Consider the following 20,186-nt stretch of genomic DNA (forward strand, 5'->3'; position numbering starts at 1 on the left):
GATTGCCGGCTTGAACCTGCGCCGCCGGAGCGGCCGGATCCTGGCCGGCGAAGAAGGCGAGCGCTTAAGCGCCGCTCACTTCCCGGGAAACTGCACCGTGAAGGAAGCGCCTTCACCCAGCGTGGAGCGAATGGTCAGGCGCGCATCGTGGCGCGTCAGGATATGCTTGACGATCGCAAGCCCGAGCCCCGTGCCCTTCTGCGTTCGGCTCGTATCGACGTCGACCCGGTAGAAGCGCTCCGTCAACCGCGGAATGTGTTCATCCGGAATGCCGGGACCGAAGTCGCGCACTGTCACCCGCGGGCCGGAGGCGCCTTGCGGCTTCTCGACCGTCACCACCACGCGCTTGCCGTCCTGGCCATACTTGATGGCATTCTCGAGCAGGTTCTCGAACACCTGGATCAGTTCGTCGCGCATGCCGCGCAGTTCGACCGGACCGTCGGGATAGTCGCGCTCGATCTCGACTCCGTTCTCCGCCGCCAGATGTCGCAGCGCATCGACGACACCGTCGATGAGAGCCTTCAGGTCGAGCGGCTCGGCCGGCGCGGAGAACGACTTCATCTCCAGCCGCGACAAGGACAGCAGGTCGTCGATCAGCCGCGCCATGCGGCCGGTCTGGGTCTGCATGATCTGCAGGAACTGGTCGCGCGCCTTGGCATCGTTGCGGGCCGGCCCGCGCAAGGTCTCGACGAAGCCGGCGATCGAAGCGAGCGGCGTGCGCAGCTCGTGGCTGGCATTGGCGATGAAATCCGAGCGCATGCGATCGATACGGCGCATCTCGCTCTGGTCCTTGAAAACCAGCACGTAGAGTCCGCTGTCCCGCCCAAGCTGCGCCCCCGAAACGCGGAACCACCGTTCCATCGGCACGCGCTCGACATAATCGCAAGACAGCGGCTCCTTTGGGCCGGCGAGCAGCTGGCCAACCAGACCCTGGAGTTCTGGCGTCCGAAACCGCAGCGTCAGCAGCGTTCCCGCGTCGAGCTTGCCGAAGGCGGCGCGCGCGGCGGCGTTCGCATTGGTGATCATGCCGTGCTCGTCGAACACGATGAGCGGGTCCGGCACCGCCTCGGCCAGGTCCTTGGCCGGGTGACCATCGAGCCCGAGCACGGCAGCCGCCTTCGCGTCGTTCTTCCGGCGGCCGGCCGTGCGACGCGGCAACAGGCCGGCCACGGCGACGATGCCGCCGAAGGCCAGCGCCTGCCACAAGGGCGCCACCGACCCGCCCAGGCCGAGACCGGCGATCGCGGCGGCGGAAGCCAGCAACACCCAGCGCGTCTCGGCCAGGCGTGCCAGGATGACGTCGCGCGCGGATCGCGGTTCGCCGTCGGTCTCGCTCATCATCGTCCCCGTCGTCGGTGGGCTTTCCCTGACTGTCATGGCGGCCCCGGCTGGACGGGGCGCGGGTCGCTCAATAGCATGCCGTCACCGATCCTGAGGAGAAATTGGAATGACGACCCGTCCTTCGCCCGAAATGCCCGCCAACGAGCCTGTCAGGATCATGGTCGACGGCAAGGAGCGCGTGTTCGACATCGACGATCCGAAGCTCCCCGGATGGGTCGAGGACAGGTCCATGTCGGCGGGGGGGTATCCGTACGACAAGAAGATGGACAAGAAAGAGTATGAGGAGACGCTGGAAAATCTCCAGGTCGAGCTGGTCAAGCTGCAATACTGGCTCCAGTCGACCGGCAAGCGGGTGATGGTGCTCTTCGAGGGCCGCGACGCCGCCGGCAAGGGCGGCACGATCTTCGTCGTGCGCCAATACATGAATCCGCGTTCGGCCCGCAACGTGGCGCTGACCAAGCCGACCGAAACGGAGCGCGGACAATGGTATTACCAGCGCTACGTCGCCCACTTCCCGACCGCCGGCGAATTCGTCACCTTCGACCGGTCCTGGTACAACCGTGCCGGCGTAGAGCCGGTGATGGGGTTCTGCACGCCCAGGCAGCACGAACTGTTTCTCGAGGAGACACCGAAATTCGAACAGATGATCGTCGACGAGGGTATTCATTTCTTCAAGTTCTGGCTCAACATCGGCCAGGAGACCCAGCTCGAACGCTTTCACGACCGGCGCCACGATCCGCTGAAGGTCTGGAAGTTCTCGCCCATCGACCTCGCCGGCATGACGAAATGGGACGACTACACCCGCGCACGTGACCGGATGATGAAGCACACCCACACGGATCACGCGCCTTGGACCGTCCTGCGGGCCAACGACAAGCGCCGGTCGAGGCTGGCGGCCATCCGGCGCATCCTGAAGACCTTGCCCTATGATGGGCGCGACGACGCCGTCATCGGTCTGGAGGACGAGAAAATCGTGTGTCCGGGCAGCGACATCATCGGAAAGTAGCGTCCGACGCGCATCAGGAACGGCGCCGCGCTGCGGGCCTTTCCGCCGGGCGCCGCTTCGCGCCGGTAGCGGCTGTGCGGGGTCTTGGCCCAGTGGTGCGGATTGCGCCAGACTTCCCACGCTGCACGGTATCCGACCGCCGACAGCATCATCCAGTAGAACGGCGTCAACAGCGCCGCCTTCCAGAAGCCGGCGCGCTCGCCACGCCTGAGCGAGGACCACGAAAGCAGAAGTTGAGCACCGTATCCACCCAGCACGTTCATCATCGCCAGCCAAAACACCAGAATCTCGTGCAACTGCAACCCGTTGGCGGCGACGAGCCTGACCGCCAGGCCGAGCAAGGTAAGGAGCAGCAGCGGGTGCAGCAGCGCTGACGCCACGACCCCGCCGACCAACAGGTGGAACACGATGAAGGACCCAGGTCCAAGCTCGCGGTACAGACGACGCGGATTGCGCATGTGGACGAGCCAGGTCTGCAGGAAACCCTTGAACCACCGTGTACGCTGCCGGAACCAGACGGGAAAGGTTTCCGGCGCGTCCTCGAGCGTTGGCGGCGCGATCATGCCCACGCGATAGCCGCGGCGCGCGAGGCGGACGCCGAGATCGGCGTCCTCCGTCACGTTGTGCGGATCCCAGGCCCCGACATCTTCCAGCGCCGCGCGCCGAAAATGATTGGACGTGCCGCCGAGCGGTATCATGAGATTGCGCTCGGCCAACCAGGGCAGGATGCCGCGGAATTGCCCCGCGAATTCCATTCGGAACATGAAGGGGAGAACCCCGAAACCGGCATTGGCAATCTGCAGCGGCGCCTGCACGCAGGCCAGGTCGTCTCCCCCCGCACAGAGCGCTGCCCACGCCGCTCGCAATTGCCGCGGATGCGGCCTGTCCTCCGCGTCGTACAACGCAACGACGTCACCCGTGCAGGTCGGCAGGGCGAAGTTGAGCGCCTTGGGCTTGGTCCGCGGCAGGCCGGGCGGAACCCGCACGATCTCCACCCAGGAACGCAGAGAATGCCGTTCCAGCGCCGACAATGTTTCGATGTCGTCGGCCTCGCAGACGAGTTTCACCTCGAGCCGGCTGCGCGGCCAGTCGAGGCGGCCGAGTGCGACGAGCAGGTCCGGGACGACGTCCGCCTCCCGGTGCAGCGCCACGAGTACGGAATAGACAGGAAGCAAGCTCCCGTCATGGGGCGCAACCGGGGGCAACCGCGCGGTCGGTCCCCGCAAGCCCGCCAGCAACCGCAGCCCAATGCAGCCAAGGAACAGGACGGTCAACAAGGCGGAGACGGCCAGCGCCGTGGTCTTGGGCGCAAGGGTGAGGAGAACCGGCGTCCCGACCACGATCGCGCCGCCCGCGAACCCTTGCCAGCAGCTTGCGACGGAGCGCGCCGACAGATCGGGCGACCGGCCGAAGAGCCCCATTTCCGCTTCTCGCGAGAGAGCAGAATGCGCCCGTGCAAGAAGCGCCTTCCGGAGCGCGGCTGGGCTCGTCAACACGAGACGGCTGACCAGTTCCGGGCTATTGCACAGCCGGGCACGGAACGAGGCAAGGTCCAGACCTTGCGGGGCCATGACGTACACCACGCCACCATCATCGTCCCGAAGGGTCGCGATGGCATTGCGGCGCATGCCGCGCAGCGCCGTGATCGCCTGGCCTTCGTCGATCACGATGCGATCGCCCGGGATCCGGTCGAGATAACGCAATCCCGAAGCCTTCGCGATGGCCCGGTAGAGAACCGGCTCGGCGACGCGCCCCGAAACGTGAAGTTCCGCATGGAAGGAGGTCCCATTCGTCCGCGCTCGCTCGGCCAGAAGCATCGCCATGCCGTCGTCGACGCCGAGATCGGCGAGAACGTCCGCCCAGCCCTCCAGAAGCCGGATGCATGCGAGCAGGCGCGATCCTTCGAGCCACTGACCGACGCCCTCTGGAAGCCGCGGCGCCGTGGCGGCATCCACGCGAAGGTTCGCGGGCCAGCCCCGCGCCGACGTGTCGCCCATCCATCCCCCTTCGGATCCGTCCCGATCCGCCCGACCGGACAACCCGGCCGGCAAGCGCGCTCGACCTGCCCGGTCTTGCATGCGCCCGCGAGCAGTTTCCCGCCCGTTCCCCAGTCCTGCAACCTAGTCTAGAAGATCAAATACCCGCTGTCGATGTACAACCACAATCGTCGCGTGTTTCCCGCCTCGGAATCGGCGAAGGATGCATGATCCGATCAACATGCCTGGGAAACCAATGGCCCCATCGACTTCTCCGGCCATCCGACTGAGCCCGGAACGATCCTTATGCATGGGGCCACGCGAACGATGAAGCCCGGTCACAGGCTTGCGGCGGGTTTGGGTCAACTGCTATCGAGGGGGACGCCGTCCGATCGCAATTCGTGCGGCGGTTCATCACTGGGAGATCGGCAGCTGTCTTTCGCGATCCGGACCATCCTGCTGCTGCTGCTCTCGATGCCCGTGGCGTTCGCGCAGGAGCCGGCACCGAACTTCTGGGACGCGCGCGAGCGCTTGCCCAGGCCTGAAACCGCCGAGATTGCACGTCTGCGCTTTCTCACGACCGTGGATTTCCCACCCTTCAACTTCCTGGACGAAGCGGGTCGGCTTTCGGGTTTCCATGTCGATCTGGCGCGCGCCATCTGCGCGGAACTGAGCCTCGTGGACGAATGCCAGATCCAGGCGCTGCCTTGGGCCGATCTTCCGGCGGCCCTCGAGGCCGGCGAAGGCGAAGCGCTGCTCGCGGGCCTCTCGATCACGCAGCAGAACCGGAGCCGTTTTGCGTTTTCACGGTCCTACCTCCAGTTGCCTGCGCGCTTCGTGACCCAGCGGGGCTCCACACTTGCCGAACCGATGGACCGCGCCACCGCCGGCAAGCGCATCGGCGTGCGGGCGGGGAGCGCACACGAGCGGATTCTCCGCGATCTCTTTCCCGAGGTGAAGGTCGTAACCTACAGCCGCGCAGACTGGATGCTCGGCGATCTGCGCGAGGATAAGACCGATGCCGTCTTCGACGATGGAATGCGGCTATCCTTCTGGCTGGCCGGCACGGATTCAGAAGATTGCTGCCGGTTCGCGGGTGGACCCTATCTGCTGCCCGGCTATCTGGGTACGGGGATGGCGATTGCCGTCCGGCCTGCGGACGATCAACTCGTCTCCGCCTTCGACTTTGCGCTGCGCGAGATCGACGCCAAAGGCATCTTCGAGGAACTTTACCTGCGCTACTTCCCGGTCAGCTTCTTCTGACCGGACGCGGCGGGCCCGCTTCCGCGAAAGGGCAAGACCAGCGACCACACGAGGTTCGCCGACGATCCGTCCCGGAATTCCCTCAGGCCGATCTCCATGCCGTCGTGGCCGAGGCGCGGCTGATCGTTGTAGGTACGGAAAATCCGGTCCCAGAAAGGAAAGTTGAAGCCGTAGTTGGAGTCCGTTTCCGACGGGATGGAGGAGTGGTGTACGCGATGCATGTCGGGTGTGACCACGAACAGACGCAAGACCTTGTCGAGACCGAGCGGCAGGCGCGCATTGGCATGGTTGAACATGGCCATGCCGTTGAGCACGATTTCGAAGACCAGCACGGCCATGACCGGGAGGCCGAGCGCCACGACGATGGCCGCCTTCCAGAGCATGGACAAGACGATTTCCAGCGGATGAAAGCGGAGCGCCGTCGTCAGGTCGAAGCCCTGGTCGGCGTGATGCATGCGGTGGATGCGCCACAAGATCGGGATCTTGTGGCTTGCCAGATGCTCGAGCCAGACGGCGAGATCCAGTATGACGAAACCGAGCAGACCAGCCAGCACAGGATCCATCCCCGCCTGCCGGAAAAGGCCGTAGCCCTGATGCTCGGCCCAGAGCGCGGTTCCGACGGCCGCCGCGGGGAACAGGATGCGCACGAGAACGGACGAGAGGACGACCATCGTCAGGTTCGTCAGCCAGCGTCGACTTTTCAACGCGCCACGCATCTCGTCGCGCTCGAGACGAGGCGACCACAGTTCGAACGCCGCCATCGCGGCGAAGATCGACAGGAAGGCCACAAGGCGGATCGCGGCTTCGGACATGGCGGTGCTCTCACGCGGGACCGTACTGGAGTCGACCCCGTCGGTTCAAATGGCGTTCGGTCGCATCACGCGCCAGTCACATCGCAGTGACCGTCAACCCGGCTAAATCAGCCAATGATGCGATGGCGTATGACTGCCGAGCGTTCGATCGCGGCAGCGGTCAGCGTATCGATGCCGAGATGCCCGCGCAGGATCTGCAGAATGCGCAGTTCCTCTGGCCGGACCTGCCGGTCAGCAGCGGCGATCTCCACGGCGAACGCATAGGCGGTGTCGCGCAGGCGCACCGGGATCGCTTCGGCGATCGATGCGATGATATCGTTCAGGGCGGCTTCCTGCTGCATCATCTCGTGGCTGCGCCTCGTCACCTCGAGCAACTGCTCCGGGTCGAAATCCGCGAAGGCCGGCATGGTCTGCACGACGGTGCCCATCTTGGCCAGTTCCCGATCGGTCATGTTGCTGTCGGATGCCGAAACGACCACCATGATGTGGACGAGGGCTTCCTGGACGCTGGCGGGACGTATCAATGCGGGCTCCATGGCTGTAGGCTCGAGTTGCCGCAAGGTAGGTAGGCCAAGGGCCCGCCGCAAGGAAAAACGCCGCGCGTCATTGACGCTCCCCCTGCCCAAGCTTAGAGCGTTTGACCCACCCGCAACGAGCCCATGACCGCAGCCAAGCCCATGATCGATCTGTCGCCCGAAATCCTCGCCGCCGCCCGCGAAAGCAAGGCCTGGCCGTTCGAGGAAGCGAAAAAGATCATCGCTCGCTATGCCGGGAGTGGTTTCCCCGAAACGGTGCTCTTCGAGACCGGCTACGGCCCGTCGGGCCTGCCGCACATCGGCACGTTCGGCGAGGTGGCCCGCACCACCATGGTGCGTCACGCCTTTCGCGTACTGACCGAAGACAAGGTGCCGACACGGCTGCTGTGCTTTTCCGATGACATGGACGGCATGCGCAAGATCCCGGACAACGTGCCGGACCGCTCGCTCCTGGAGCCGCATCTGCACAAGCCGCTGACCGTCGTCCCGAATCCGTTCGGTGGCGAAGGCGAGAGCTTCGGCCATCACAACAATGCGATGCTGCGGCGCTTCCTCGACACGTTCGGTTTCGACTACGAATTCGCCAGCGCCACCGACTACTACAGGTCCGGCCGCTTCGACGCGATCCTCAGGCGCGTGGCCGAGCGCTACGATGCCATCATGGCGATCATGCTGCCGACGCTCGGCGAGGAGCGCCGCGCCACCTATTCGCCCTTCCTGCCGATTTCGCCCAAGACGGGCCGCGTCCTCTATGTGCCGATGAAGAAGGTCGATACCGAGGCCGGCACCATCACCTTCGACGACGAGGATGGCGTCGAGACGACCCTGCCCGTGACGGGCGGAAAGGTGAAGCTTCAGTGGAAGCCGGACTTCGGCGCCCGATGGGCCGCCCTCGGTGTCGATTTCGAGATGTTCGGCAAGGATCACGGCCCGAACATGGGCGTCTACGACCGTATCTGCGTGGCGCTCGGCGGCCGCGCGCCCGAGCACTTCGTCTACGAACTGTTCCTCGACGAGAACGGCCAGAAAATCTCGAAGTCCAAGGGCAACGGCCTGACCATCGACGAATGGCTGACCTATGCGCCGACCGAGAGCCTGGCGCTCTACATGTTCCAGCGTCCACGGCAGGCCAAGAAGCTCTACTTCGACGTCATCCCGCGCGCCGTCGACGAATATTACCAGTTCCTCGCCGCCTACCAGCGCCAGGACTGGAAGGAGCGGCTCGGCAATCCGGTCTGGCACATTCATTCGGGCAGGCCGCCGGCGATCGAACTGCCGGTGTCGTTCGGGCTCTTGCTCAACCTGGTCAGCGCCTCCAACGCCCATGAGCCCGGCGTGTTGTGGGGCTTCATCTCCCGCCATGCTCCTGGCGTAACCCCGCAGACCCACCCTGAGCTCGACCGGCTGGTGGGCTATGCGATCCGCTATTTCGACGACTTCGTGAAGCCCGCGAAGAACTTTCGCGCGGCCGACGACGTCGAACGGCAGGCGTTGCAGGCGCTGGCCGACCGGCTGGGCACCTTGCCCCAGGGCGCCGACGGCGAGGCGATCCAGAACGCCGCCCTCGACGTCGCACGCGGCATCGAACGCTATCAGGATCACGCGAAGAAGAGCCCGACCGGCGGTCCGGGCGTGTCGGTCGCATTCTTCCAGATGATCTATGAGGTGGTACTGGGACAGGAGCGCGGGCCGCGCTTCGGTTCCTTCGCCGCGCTGTACGGCGTGGCCGAGACGAAAACCCTGATCGAAACCACTCTCGCGAGCGGGACCCCCTAGGCTTTTCAAGCTCGTCCGCCACCGGGCAGCAGCGGAGTCGGGACGGGTTTCGCGTCAGTAGAGCCCCGTGGGCGCCGGCAAAGCCTGTCTCTCGATTGCGGGAGGCGGCGGCTCGGCAGGCAACGGGGCCGCGAGCGGCATGGCCGCTCCATCAGAAGCCGTCGGCGCGTTCTCGCTTTCCAAGGCCGGGGACGGCGGAAGCGGGTCCGGTCCACGCCCGAAGATGCCTCGACGATTTTCGACGGCTTCCGCCTGCTCTTCGGCGTAGGGACCGACACTGGAGACCTTTGCCCAGCCATTCACGACCAGCCAGGCCCCGAGATCCTGCGTGCCGAGCCGGCAGGCGGCCGCCAAGCGTTCGGGCAGGTCACCGTCCGGCAGATCGCAGTCAAGGGCCCTGCCCCGCAGGAAGGAGCGAAACGCCGTGCGCGCCGCCATGCCGCAAGGCCACTCACCGTTGGCGCCCTGGCACGTTGCATCCGGTTCGAGAATGTCGATCCCTGCGATGACGACCGTCAGTCCACCCCCTTCCAACCGTCCGGCGGCCGCGGCCACGGGGCGAAAGAACTGCGGTGTTCCCGGAACCGCTGCATCCCGGTTTCCCGACCTGGCGGGCGCTCGCCGCTGCGGCTTGCCGGCAGTCCCCAGGTCACTCAGCGGTTCACGTGGGGGTTCGCGCTCGAGTTGCCCCGGATCGACCACGGGAGGCGCCACGATCTCGGGGGCGATCTGCCTGATGGATCGGCCGCCGCCATCCGTCGCCTGCGCGGACAGGACGGACGACGCCGCGGCCGGCATCGGGAGGGTCGACGTGGCCGACAGCAGCGCGGCTGCGACGAGGTAGGGCCTCAAAGCCACCCTACTGGCTCGCCCAGACGATGCGGGCGATCCACTCGACCTGCGTGACCGGGACGACGCGCGGCGGATGGTCGGGATTGAGCGACAGGAGTTCAACCTGCTTGGACGTCCGCTTGGCGAGCACCTTGGCCGTGACTTCGCCCAAGGTCGTCTTGACGACAACGCGGTCGCCCTTCCGGATCGACGCGCCCGGTTCGACGATCAGGACGTCACCGTCACGATAGAGAGGCAGCATGGAGTCGCCCTGAACGCCCAGCGCATAGGCGGATTCCGACGAACGCTCGGGAATCTCGACGAGATCCCAGCCGTGCCCGTCGGGAAAGCCCGCGTCGTCGAAGAAGCCACCGGCCCCTGCCTGGGCGAAACCGATCAGCGGTACCGAGGAACGTTGCATCGGCAGTGGCCGGTCCAATGAAATCGAGCGTGTCCGCCGCGGCTCCACCAGCGCGATGAACTCGTCGAGGCTGGCTCCGGTCGCCTCCATGATCTTGGCGAGCGATTCCGTCGAGGGCCAGCGAGGGCGCCCATCGGCGGACTGGCGCTTCGACTTGTTGAACGCGGTCGAATCGAGCCCTGCCCGCTTGGCAAGGCCGGACGCGGACAGCGAATAGCGATCGGCGAGCGCGTCTATCGCCGCCCAGACACGGTCATGCGAGAGCATGATGGCTCTCCTCGATCAGGAATATATACCTTGATCGACTTCGTAGCGCCCGCGCGACCGCTTGTCCAGACACCCATCACCCAATGTCGGCTGAATAGGGCTTTCGTCCGGTGGTCAGCGCATGGTCGAGCAGGTCGAGCCGGTCCTGTCCCCAGAACGGCTCGCCGTTCAGGACGTAGGACGGTACGCCGGTCGCGTCGATCGCGATCGCGTCCTGCGTATTCCTGTCCCGGATCTCGGCCACCTCCGCCGACTGGGCCTTCTCTAGCACGACTTTCGGCGTGAACCCCGCCGCCGAAAGCAGGAACGCCAGTGTCGTCTCGTCGGCGATGTTCTGCTCCTGCGCCCACAAGGCAGCGAAGACCTTGCCCATGTAGTCCATCGGATCGCCGCCATCGGCGAGGATCGCGCAGATCGTCAGGTCGGCAAGGGCGGGATTGGTCGGAAAATGCTTCGGCTTGACGTTGATCGGCTTGCCGCGGAATTCTGCGTGGCGCTGGAGTTCGATCAGGCGATAGCGCTGACGAACCGCCGGCCGATCGGCCAGGCCCACCTGCCCGGACACCTTGAACATTTCGCCGAGATTGACCGGCCGCACCTTCAGCGTCGCGCCATGCCGCGCGGCCAGCGCCCGCGCGGCGTCGTGGCCGAGATAGACCCATGGCGAGGCGCAGGTCAGGAAATAGTCGATGGTGGCAGGCATGGGGTTCTCCAAGAATGACGTCGCGGAGGTTAGTTGAGGCGACGGGGAGAAGCGACTCCTTATCCGGTTCCCTTCGCCAGCTTCCGCAGCCCCGCATGCGAGGCCATGAAGATGCGCTCCTCCTCGGAGGGCGGACGTGGCGCAATGCGCGCGCCGAGTTCCTCGACGATGGCGTCGATCGGCACGAAGCGGCGGTTCTTGAAATCGTAGACGCCGGCCGTCGTCATGACGAGCGCCGCCGTCTCGCCATTCTCCAGCACGAAGCGGTGGCGGCCGATCACCTGGGTGTCCTCCCAGGTCTCGACGGTCGAGACGACATCGAAGCGCTTCCACAGCCTGATCTCGCGGACATAGACCGCCTGTAGCCCGCCCATCATCGGCGCCCAGCCGTTCCTGCGGGCAAGGCCGAGCAGCCCGGCACGCAGGAAGATGTCGATGCGGCCGACATCGGCCAGCATCATGTAGCGGGCATTGTTGAGATGCAGGTTCGTGTCCACGTCGGTCGGCAGGCAGCGGAACGACAGCCTGCTTTCCTCGCCCATCCGGTAGGCGCCGCGTCGTCGCGCGGTCGCCACCATCCGGGCCATGCGTCCCCAGACATACATGAACTGCTCCTTGCAATGCGCGACGCGCCCCGCTTCCCCGGCGGCTGCGGGACGGACGAGACGCGCGAACGCACGGTTAGGTGTGTGACGGCAGCCCGTCCCGCGCCTCCCCCTCCCCCTTGTGGGGAGGGGCTAGGGGTGGGGGTCGGCCCGAAGGGCGAACAAAGGCCCCCATCAACGTCCCGGCAGGCACCCCCACCTTTACCCTCCCCACAAGGGGGAGGGGGTGGCCGGCGCCGTGCCAAGCCTCTTGCCGAACGGCGGAGGAAGCCCCGTCGACGCGCGTCACGCCGCCTTCTTCGTCGCCTTGTAGGGGTCGAAGCGGCCGTAGAAGGTCTGGCCTTTCTCCGCCATCTCGGCCAGAAGTTTCGGCGCCTTGTACTGCGGGCCGTACTTCTTCTGCAGCTTCTTTGACAGCGCCACGAACTCCGCCACGCCCATGCCCTCGATGTAGGACAGTGCGCCGCCCGTATAGGGCGCGAAACCGAAGGCGAGGATCGAGCCGACGTCGGCCTCGCGCGGGTCGGTGACGATGCCTTCCTCCATCACGCGGGCGGCCTCCAGCGCGATCGTCACGAGGAAGCGCTGCTTGAGCTCCTCGACGTCGATCCTGTCGGGGTTCTGCTGCTTGTAGAGGTCCTTGAGGCCGGGCCAGAGATGCTTCTTGGCGGGCTTCGCGGGATAGTCGTAGAAGCCCTTGCCGTTCTTGCGGCCGTGGCGGCCGTGCTTGTCGACCATGCTGTTGATCAGCGCGAACTGGTCCTGGTCGACGGCCTTCTCGCCCAGATCCTTGATGGTCTGCTTCATGATCTTCTGCGCGAGGTCGATCGCGGTCTCATCGGTCAGCGCCAGCGGCCCGACCGGCATGCCGGCCATCTTGGCAGAGTTCTCGATCATCGCCGGCGGAACGCCCTCGATCAGCATCTGGAAGGCTTCGGCCATGTAGCGCAGCACGCAGCGATTGACATAGAAGCCGCGCGTGTCGTTGACGACGATCGGCGTCTTCTTGATCGCCCGCACGTAGTCGATGGCGACCGCCAGCGCCTTGTCCTCGGTCTTCTTGCCGAGGATGATCTCGACCAGCATCATCCGGTCGACCGGCGAGAAGAAGTGGATGCCGATGAAATTCTTCGGCCGCGACGAGTTCTTGGCCAGCCCGGTGATCGGGATGGTCGAGGTGTTGGAGGCGAAGATCGCGTCCTTGGCAATCACGGCCTCGGCCTTCTCGGTCACGCCCTTCTTGATCTCCGAATCCTCGAAGACGGCCTCCACGATCAGGTCGCAGCCGTCGAGCTGCGCGTAATCGTCGGTGGGAGTGATCAGCGACAGGAGCTTGTCCTTCTCCTCCGCCGTGGCGCGGCCCTTCTTCACGGCGTCCGTGATCAGGCCTTCCGAATGCGCCTTGCCCTTCTCGGCGGCGGCCATGTCGCGGTCGAGCAGCACGACCGGGATGCCGGCCTTGGCGGTGACGTAGGCGATGCCCGCGCCCATGAAGCCCGCGCCGAGCACGCCGATCTTCTGGAACTTGGTCTCCGGCACACCGGCCGGCCGGCGCGCGCCCTTGTTCAGTTCCTGCAGCGAGATGAACAGCGAGCGGATCATCATCGCCGCCTCGGTCGTCTGCATGATCTCGGTGAAGTAGCGCTGCTCGATCTTCAGCGCGGTGTCGAAGGGCACCAGCAGGCCTTCATAGACGCATTTCAGGATCGCGCTCGCAGCCGGATAGTTGCCGTAGGTCTCGCGGCGCAGGATGGCGATGGCCGGCGGGAAGAGGTTGGCGCCGGCGGCCGAGTAGACGGGACCGCCCGGCAGCTTGAAGCCCTTGACGTCCCACGGCGCGACGGCCTTCAACCCGCCCTTGATCAGGCCCTTGGCCGTCTCGACCAGCGCGTCGGGCGCGGCAATCTCGGTGATCAGGCCCATCTGCTTGGCCTTCTTCGGCGACAGCGACTGGCCGGAGGTGAGCATCTGCAGCGCGCCCTGCGTATCGGTGAGCCTGGGCACCCGCTGCGTGCCGCCGGCACCCGGAAACAGGCCGACCTTCACTTCGGGCAAGCCCATCTTCACCTTGTCGGAATCGGCCGCCACGCGGGCGTGACAGGCGAGCGACAGTTCGAAGGCGCCGCCCATGCAGGTGCCGTTGATGGCCGAGACCCAGGGCTTGCCGCAGGTCTCGAGCTTGCGGAACAGCCAGTTCATCCGGCCGGCACCCTCGAACAGCATCTTGATCGCCGCGTCGGGATCGTTTGCCTTCTCGTCCTTGAACAGCTTCAGCATGCGCTGGAGCATTGTCAGGTCGGCGCCGCCCGAAAAACTGTCCTTGCCGGACGTGACGACGGCGCCCTTGATCGTGTCGTCGGCGACCACCTGGTCGATGATCTCGTCGAGTTCGTTCATCACCTCCTCGGTGAAGACGTTCATCGACTTGCCGGGCATGTCCCAGGTGACGAGGGCGATGCCGTCGGCATCGGTTTCGATTTTGAAGTTGGTGTAGTCAGCCATTGGAGAAATTCCTCCGAAAGAATTCAGGGAAGCTCCCTCACCCGGCTCGCTCCGCTCGCCACCCTCTCCCCGCTGGGGAGAGGAGGTGCAGGCTTCGCGGCCGCTCTCTTCTCCCCACCGGGGAGAAGGTGGCCCGGAGGGCCGGATGAGGGGGCCGTCGAAATCAGACCCGCTCGATGATCGTCGCGGTGCCCATGCCGGCGCCGATGCACAGCGTCACGAGCGCGGTGTTCAGGTCGCGGCGCTCGAGCTCGTCGAGCACCGTGCCGAAGATCATCGCGCCGGTGGCGCCGAGCGGATGGCCCATGGCGATGGCGCCGCCGTTGACGTTCATCTTGTCGTGCGGAATGTCGAAGGCCTGCATGTAGCGCAGCACCACCGAGGCGAAAGCCTCGTTGAGCTCGAACAGGTCGATGTCCGACAGCTTCATCTTGGCGCGCTGGAGCAGCTTCTCGGTCACGTCGACCGGGCCCGTCAGCATGATCGCGGGTTCGGAGCCGATGTTGGTGAAGGCGCGGATGCGCGCGCGCGGCTTCAGCCCCATCGCCTTGCCGCCCTTCTTGGAGCCGAGCAGCACCGCGGCGGCGCCGTCGACGATGCCGGACGAATTGCCGGCGTGGTGGACGTGGTTGATCGCCTCGATCTCGGGATAGCGCTGCACCGCCACCGCGTCGAAGCCGCCCATTTCGCCGGGCATGACGAAGGACGGATTGAGCGAGGCGAGCGACTGCATGTCGGTCGAGGGACGCATGTGCTCGTCATGGGCAAGGATCGTCAGGCCGTTCTGGTCCTTGATCTCGACGACCGAGCTCTTGAACCAGCCCTTTTCCCAGGCCTTGGCGGCGCGCTTCTGGCTTTCCACCGCATAGGCGTCGACGTCGTCACGGCTGAAACCATACTTGGTGGCGATCAGGTCCGCCGAGATGCCCTGCGGCACGAAGTAGGACGGGATGCCGACCGAGGGATCCATGAACCAGGCACCGCCCGACATGCCCATGCCGACGCGCGACATGGATTCCACGCCGCCCGCGATCACGATGTCGTCCGAGCCGCCGGCGATCTTGGCCGCGCCGACATTGATGGCGTCGAGGCCCGACGCACAGAAGCGCGACAGCTGGATGCCGGGCGCCTCGGTGGCGTAGCGCGCCTCGAAGGCGGATGCGCGCGGGATGACCGAGCCCGCCTCGCCGACCGGATCGACGCAGCCGAAGACGATGTCGTCGACCTGGCTCGTGTCGAGCCCGTTGCGATCGCGCACGGCCTCGAGCACCTTGGCGCCGAGCCGCACCGCCGGCACCTCGTGCAGCGATCCGTCCTTCTTGCCGCGACCGCGCGGCGTGCGCACCGCGTCGTAGACATAAGCGTCAGCCATCGGAAGTCTCCTCTTTGGTGCGGCCGCTCACGGGCTGCCGCTGGTTCGTATTCGTCATTCTTGCGGCGGGCTGGCCCCGAAGGCCCTCTGCCTGCCGACAAATCCTCTTCGTCGATCCGGGTCAGGCCCGGACGGGGCGGCTCGTCGCCACCGATATGGGCGCGGCGCGGTGCGCGATCTACCCTTGCGGCTCGACCGTCACCACGGTCGTGACCGAATTGGCGATGAAGCAGGCCTCGTGCGCCTTGTGGTGCAGGTCCACCAGCAGCGCCGCATCCGCCACGACATCGACGGCGGGCCGCAGCGTGACTTTGAGGATGGCCATGCGCCCCTCGGCATTCTTGCCCAGCTCGCCCACGGCGCTATCCCGGTAGGACTGAACGTCGAGCCCGGCGCGCCGTGCGAAATCGAGAAACCAGAGCATGTGGCAGGAGGCCAGCGAGGCGACGAACATCTCCTCGGGGTCGACCGCCATTTCCGACGAGAACTGCGCCGGCACGTTCTGCGGCGCGCCCGACGCCTGGATCGTCGTGCCGCCGTCGAAGGCGATCTCGTGCACGCGGGTGTAGCGGCCCAGCGTGAAGTGGTCGTCCTCGTCCTGCTTCCATCTGATCGTGGCGGTGTGCTCGGACATGACGCTTACAGCCCCCGCGCGATCAAAAGCTTCATTATCTCGTTGGTGCCGCCATAGATGCGCTGCACCCGGGCGTCGCGCCACATGCGCGCGATGGCGTACTCGTTCATGAAGCCGTAGCCGCCATGCAGCTGCACGCACTCGTCCATCACCTTGCCCTGGAGGTCCGACAGCCAGTACTTGGCCATCGAGGCGGTCGACGGGTCGAGGCCGCCGGCGACGTGGCGGGCCACGCAGTCATTGTAGAAGACGCGGCCGACGGTCGCCTCGGTCTTCAGCTCGGCGAGCTTGAACTGGGTGTTCTGGAAGTCGATGACCGCCTTGCCGAAGGCCTTGCGCTCCTTGACGTAGTCGATGGTCAGCGCCAGCGCCTTCTCGACCGCCGCGATCGCCGTGCCGCCGATCTGGAGGCGCTCCTGCGGCAATTGCTGCATCAGCTGGACGAAGCCCTGCCCTTCCTCGGTACCGAGCAGGTTCGAGGTCGGCACGCGCACGTCGTCGAAGAACAGTTCCGACGTGTCGTTCGACTTCAGCCCGACCTTGTCGAGGTTGCGGCCGCGGCGGAAGCCCTCGACCTCGTCGGTTTCGATGACGATCAGCGAGGTCCCCTTGGCGCCCCGGGCTGGGTCGGTCTTGGTGACGACGACGATCAGGTTGGCGAGCTGACCGTTGGTGATGAAGGTCTTGGAGCCGTTGATGCGATAGTGGTTGCCGTCCTTCTCCGCCCGGGTCTTGATGCCCTGGAGATCGGAGCCCGCGCCCGGCTCGGTCATGGCGATGGCGCCGATGAGTTCGCCGGTCGCCATCCTCGGCAGCCACTTCCTCTTCTGCTCTTCCGAGCCGTAGTGGAGGATGTAGGGCGCCACGATCGAGTTGTGCAGCGCGATCCCGAAGCCGTCGACGCCGACATGGCTGATCGCCTCGATGATCGCGCTCTCATGCGCATAGGTGCCGCCCGACCCACCATACTCTTCCGGCATCGAGGCGCAGAGAAGGCCGTTCTCGCCGGCCTTTTTCCAGCTTTCGCGGTCGAAGATCTCGGCCTTCTCGAATTCCTCGTAGCGGGGCGCGATCTCGGCCTCGAGGAACTTCGTCGCCATGTCGTAGAGCATCGCCACGTCCTCGCCGGCCCAGGCGGGCTGCGGCAAGCCGAGAACGGATGCGGGGCTGGTGGTCATGCAGGTCTCCTCCTCGCGGACGTCGGCGAAAACGTTCAAGTGTGAACATTATCGCTCTTGTGAAGGCCCTGCGCAAGCGGGGCGTTCATCGATACCGCGCCCTGCTACGGCAGGACGCGGTCGCGTCGACCGTTTTAGAACGCCTCGGCCGGCAGCGCCATCATCGTCTCGGCGCCCGTCGACAGGCGGGCAAGATGCGCCGACGTTTCCGGCATCACACGCTCCATGTAGTAGCGCGCCGTCACCAGCTTCGTCTCGTAGAAGGCCGAGGAGCCGTTGGCGCCGGCGGCGAGCTTGGCCTGCGCAGTCTTGGCCATCTGGCCCCACATGTACCCGAGCGCGACGAGACCGAAGAGATGCATGTAGTCGGTCGAGGCCGCACCCGCATTGTCGGGGTTGGACAGGCCGTTCTGCACCAGCCACATGGTCGCCGCCTGCAGGTCGTTGAGGCCCTTCTTGAGCGGCTTGGTCAGCGGCGCCATCTTCTCGTTCGAGCGGTTTTCCTCGCAGAAGTCGCCGACCTCCTTGAAGAAGGCCTGCACCGCGCGGCCGCCATTGGCGCCGAGCTTGCGACCAACGAGATCGAGCGCCTGGATGCCGTTGGCGCCTTCGTAGATCATGGCGATGCGGGCATCGCGCACGAACTGGCTCATGCCCCATTCCTCGATATAGCCGTGGCCGCCATAGACCTGCTGCGCCATCACGGCGTGCTCGAAGCCCTTGTCGGTCAGAACGCCCTTGATGATGGGCGTCATCAGGCCCATGTGGTCGTCCGCCTGCTGGCGCTCCGCCTCATCGCCCGAACGGTGCGCCACGTCCGACTTGATCGCGGTCCACAGGATCAGCGCGCGGCCGGCCTCGTTGAAGGCCTTCATCGTCATCAGCTTGCGGCGGATGTCGGGGTGGACGATGATCGGATCCGCCTTCTTGTCCTTGTCCTTCGCGCCAGTCAGCGACCGGCCCTGGATTCGCTCGCGGGCATAGTTGGCGGCGTTCTGGTAGGCGATTTCGGAAACTGAGAGGCCCTGCAGACCAACGCCGAGGCGAGCCTCGTTCATCATCACGAACATGGCCTTCAGGCCGCCGTTCTCGGCGCCGATCAGATGGCCGATCGCCTCGTCGTAATTCATGACGCAGGTGGCGTTGCCGTGGATGCCCATCTTCTCCTCGATGGAGCCGCAGGACACGCCGTTCCCCTCGCCCGGATTGCCGTCGGCATCGAGCTTGAACTTCGGAACGATGAACAGCGAGATGCCCTTCACGCCTTCCGGCGCGCCCTCGATGCGAGCAAGGACGAGGTGGATGATGTTCTCGGCCATGTCATGGTCGCCGGCCGAGATGAAGATCTTCTGGCCGGAGATCTTGTAGGAACCGTCGCCGGCCGGAACCGCCTTGGTGCGCAGAAGGCCGAGATCGGTGCCGCAATGCGGCTCCGTCAGGTTCATCGTGCCGGTCCACACGCCTTCGGCCATCTTCGGGACGAAGGTCTGCTTCTGCTCTTCCGAACCATGAGCCAGGATGGCAGCGATCGCGCCTTGGGTCAGCCCGGGATACATCATCAGAGCCATGTTGGCCGATGAGAGAAATTCGCCGACCGCCGAATGCACCGTGTATGGAAGGCCCTGCCCACCATACTCGGCCGGAACGGCGAGCGACATCCAGCCGCCCTCGCAATATTGCTGGAAGGCCTCCTTGAAGCCCTTCGGCGTGGTGATGGAACCGTCCTCGTGGCGAACGCAGCCTTCCTGGTCGCCCGAGAGGTTCAGCGGATGCATGACGTTTTCGGCGAGCTTCGCGCCTTCCGCCAGAATTGCCTCCAGCACGTCGGGCGTGGCGTCCGAAAATCCGGGAAGGTTGGAATAGCGCTCGTAGCCGAGCACTTCGTTGAGAACGAACAGCGTGTCCTTTACCGGAGCGCGGTAGCTGGGCATGGTATCCTCCAGAATAGAGTCAGGGGCGCCCACACGCACGGGAAGGCGTCCAATCTCGCTGGGCCGTGACGTATCAAATATTGACGTTTGCGTAAACGTCAATTCCACATCGGCATCTTTATTTTTTCCCACCCGGACGCAAAACGGCGACCCGAAGGCCGCCGTTGGAAGGTCGCAGTAACCAGGAAGACGATGCCGCAAACCGCGACAATCAGGCAGCCGACTGGCGCTGCCGCTCCTCGAGCGTCCCGCGAACCACCTCCATGGCGGCGCGGAGCTGGGAGATGGCATCCTCGATCGACTCGCGCTGCTTCTCCAGGCGCGAAAGCTGCTTCTCCGACTTTTCGAGCGCGACGCGCAGCTGCTTGGCGTTGGTCCCCTGAGGATCGTAGAGGTCCATCATCTGCTTCACCTCGCGCAGCGAGAAGCCGACGTTGCGGCCAAGCAGGATGAGCCGCAGCCGGGCGCGCTCGCGCCGCGAGTACAGGCGCATGCTGCCCTCACGCTTGGGCTGCAGCAGCCCCTTGTCCTCATAGAAGCGCAGGGTCCGCAGCGAGACGTCGAACTCCTTGGCCATGTCCCCGATCCGCATCAGATCGTCGTCGGACTCGCAAAAGGCATCGGATGCATTGGTCATGGCCTCGATGGCCGAGACGGACTTCATCATGATCAGTGGTTCCTTCGGCGTGTCCGGCCCATGGCTCGGCGCACGCAAATCGGGGCCCTTGGGGCCAGTTTTTCTTCTTTGTTCAGATAGCCTGAAACAACGGCCTCAAAGCACGCACAGGCGTATGGCCACTCAGCATGGCGCGCACATAGTAGCCCTTGCGAATGAACGCAATTCAAGTTTGGACACAAACTGTTTCAAACCGAAACAGGGTAGCGCCGCTTTGGGCCGAGCCCACGACCTTCGGTGCGCGAAAACTTAAGGTTGGTTAACGGCTTGTTTACCACGTTGGGGGAATGGTTGGGCGTCGATTTTCCCGTAGGTATCCTGTCTCGCGTTCCTCACGGCCGTTTGCACCGAAAAGA

Annotated in this window: 17 protein-coding genes; 3 read left to right on the plus strand and 14 right to left on the minus strand. The window is 65.3% G+C overall.

Annotation, left to right across the window (positions count from 1 at the left end; translation table 11 throughout):
• Nucleotides 1-75 precede the first annotated feature (75 nt).
• A complete protein-coding gene (locus EJC49_RS08235; RefSeq protein WP_126699140.1) occupies nucleotides 76-1,338 on the minus strand; it encodes an ATP-binding protein in 1,263 nt (420 codons plus the stop codon).
• A 109-nt stretch (nucleotides 1,339-1,447) separates the two neighbouring features.
• Between EJC49_RS08235 and ppk2 the strand changes: the two genes are divergently transcribed.
• Nucleotides 1,448-2,347, plus strand: coding sequence for a polyphosphate kinase 2 (gene ppk2, locus EJC49_RS08240; protein WP_126699142.1), 900 nt, complete (start codon nucleotides 1,448-1,450; stop codon nucleotides 2,345-2,347).
• Here ppk2 and EJC49_RS08245 read toward each other — a convergent pair.
• Entirely contained in the window at nucleotides 2,266-4,344 is a 2,079-nt protein-coding gene (locus EJC49_RS08245; RefSeq protein WP_170314653.1) for a glycosyltransferase family 2 protein, read from the minus strand. The two genes, ppk2 and EJC49_RS08245, sit on opposite strands and share 82 nt — an antisense overlap.
• 453 nt (nucleotides 4,345-4,797) lie before the next feature.
• Between EJC49_RS08245 and EJC49_RS08250 the strand changes: the two genes are divergently transcribed.
• Nucleotides 4,798-5,586, plus strand: a complete 789-nt coding sequence (locus EJC49_RS08250; protein ID WP_126699226.1) for a transporter substrate-binding domain-containing protein — start codon at nucleotides 4,798-4,800, stop codon at nucleotides 5,584-5,586.
• Here EJC49_RS08250 and EJC49_RS08255 read toward each other — a convergent pair.
• Entirely contained in the window at nucleotides 5,562-6,398 is an 837-nt protein-coding gene (locus EJC49_RS08255) for a sterol desaturase family protein (protein ID WP_126699146.1), read from the minus strand. The two genes, EJC49_RS08250 and EJC49_RS08255, sit on opposite strands and share 25 nt — an antisense overlap.
• 107 nt (nucleotides 6,399-6,505) lie before the next feature.
• Nucleotides 6,506-6,922, minus strand: a complete 417-nt coding sequence (locus EJC49_RS08260; protein ID WP_245453315.1) for a tellurite resistance TerB family protein — start codon at nucleotides 6,920-6,922, stop codon at nucleotides 6,506-6,508.
• A gap of 135 nt (nucleotides 6,923-7,057) precedes the next feature.
• On the opposite strand from EJC49_RS08260, the gene EJC49_RS08265 reads away from it, so the two are divergent.
• The gene (locus EJC49_RS08265) at nucleotides 7,058-8,710 is read left to right on the plus strand and encodes a lysine--tRNA ligase (protein WP_126699150.1); all 1,653 of its coding nucleotides are present in this window, start codon (nucleotides 7,058-7,060) and stop codon (nucleotides 8,708-8,710) included.
• A 54-nt stretch (nucleotides 8,711-8,764) separates the two neighbouring features.
• Here the strand turns inward: EJC49_RS08265 and EJC49_RS08270 are convergent, their stop codons facing one another.
• From EJC49_RS08270 to EJC49_RS08315, 10 genes are all read right to left on the minus strand, one after another.
• A complete protein-coding gene (locus EJC49_RS08270; RefSeq protein ID WP_210211773.1) occupies nucleotides 8,765-9,508 on the minus strand; it encodes a thermonuclease family protein in 744 nt (247 codons plus the stop codon).
• A gap of 61 nt (nucleotides 9,509-9,569) precedes the next feature.
• Complete coding sequence (locus tag EJC49_RS08275; protein WP_126699152.1) at nucleotides 9,570-10,229, minus strand: S24 family peptidase; 660 nt, start codon at nucleotides 10,227-10,229, stop codon at nucleotides 9,570-9,572.
• A gap of 76 nt (nucleotides 10,230-10,305) precedes the next feature.
• Nucleotides 10,306-10,932 (minus strand): 2-hydroxychromene-2-carboxylate isomerase, encoded by a 627-nt coding sequence (locus tag EJC49_RS08280; RefSeq protein WP_126699154.1) that lies wholly within the window; start codon nucleotides 10,930-10,932, stop codon nucleotides 10,306-10,308.
• 59 nt (nucleotides 10,933-10,991) lie between these two features.
• Nucleotides 10,992-11,537, minus strand: coding sequence for a thioesterase family protein (locus tag EJC49_RS08285; protein WP_126699156.1), 546 nt, complete (start codon nucleotides 11,535-11,537; stop codon nucleotides 10,992-10,994).
• 285 nt (nucleotides 11,538-11,822) lie between these two features.
• Complete coding sequence (locus EJC49_RS08290; protein ID WP_126699158.1) at nucleotides 11,823-14,039, minus strand: 3-hydroxyacyl-CoA dehydrogenase NAD-binding domain-containing protein; 2,217 nt, start codon at nucleotides 14,037-14,039, stop codon at nucleotides 11,823-11,825.
• 163 nt (nucleotides 14,040-14,202) lie between these two features.
• On the minus strand, nucleotides 14,203-15,411 hold the full coding sequence (locus EJC49_RS08295) for an acetyl-CoA C-acetyltransferase (protein WP_126699160.1): 1,209 nt from the start codon (nucleotides 15,409-15,411) through the stop codon (nucleotides 14,203-14,205).
• Nucleotides 15,412-15,589: 178 nt separating this feature from the next.
• Nucleotides 15,590-16,045: an OsmC family protein gene (locus EJC49_RS08300; RefSeq protein WP_126699162.1), complete on the minus strand. Its 456-nt coding sequence runs from the start codon at nucleotides 16,043-16,045 to the stop codon at nucleotides 15,590-15,592.
• A gap of 5 nt (nucleotides 16,046-16,050) precedes the next feature.
• Complete coding sequence (locus EJC49_RS08305) at nucleotides 16,051-17,223, minus strand: acyl-CoA dehydrogenase family protein (protein ID WP_126699164.1); 1,173 nt, start codon at nucleotides 17,221-17,223, stop codon at nucleotides 16,051-16,053.
• A 134-nt stretch (nucleotides 17,224-17,357) separates the two neighbouring features.
• A complete protein-coding gene (locus tag EJC49_RS08310) occupies nucleotides 17,358-19,154 on the minus strand; it encodes an acyl-CoA dehydrogenase C-terminal domain-containing protein (protein WP_126699166.1) in 1,797 nt (598 codons plus the stop codon).
• Between the two features lie 211 nt (nucleotides 19,155-19,365).
• Nucleotides 19,366-19,818, minus strand: a complete 453-nt coding sequence (locus EJC49_RS08315; RefSeq protein ID WP_126699229.1) for a MerR family transcriptional regulator — start codon at nucleotides 19,816-19,818, stop codon at nucleotides 19,366-19,368.
• Between the last annotated feature and the right edge of the window lie 368 nt (nucleotides 19,819-20,186).

The sequence above is a fragment of the Aquibium carbonis genome (assembly GCF_003970795.1).
Taxonomy (GTDB): Bacteria; Pseudomonadota; Alphaproteobacteria; order Rhizobiales; family Rhizobiaceae; genus Aquibium; species Aquibium carbonis.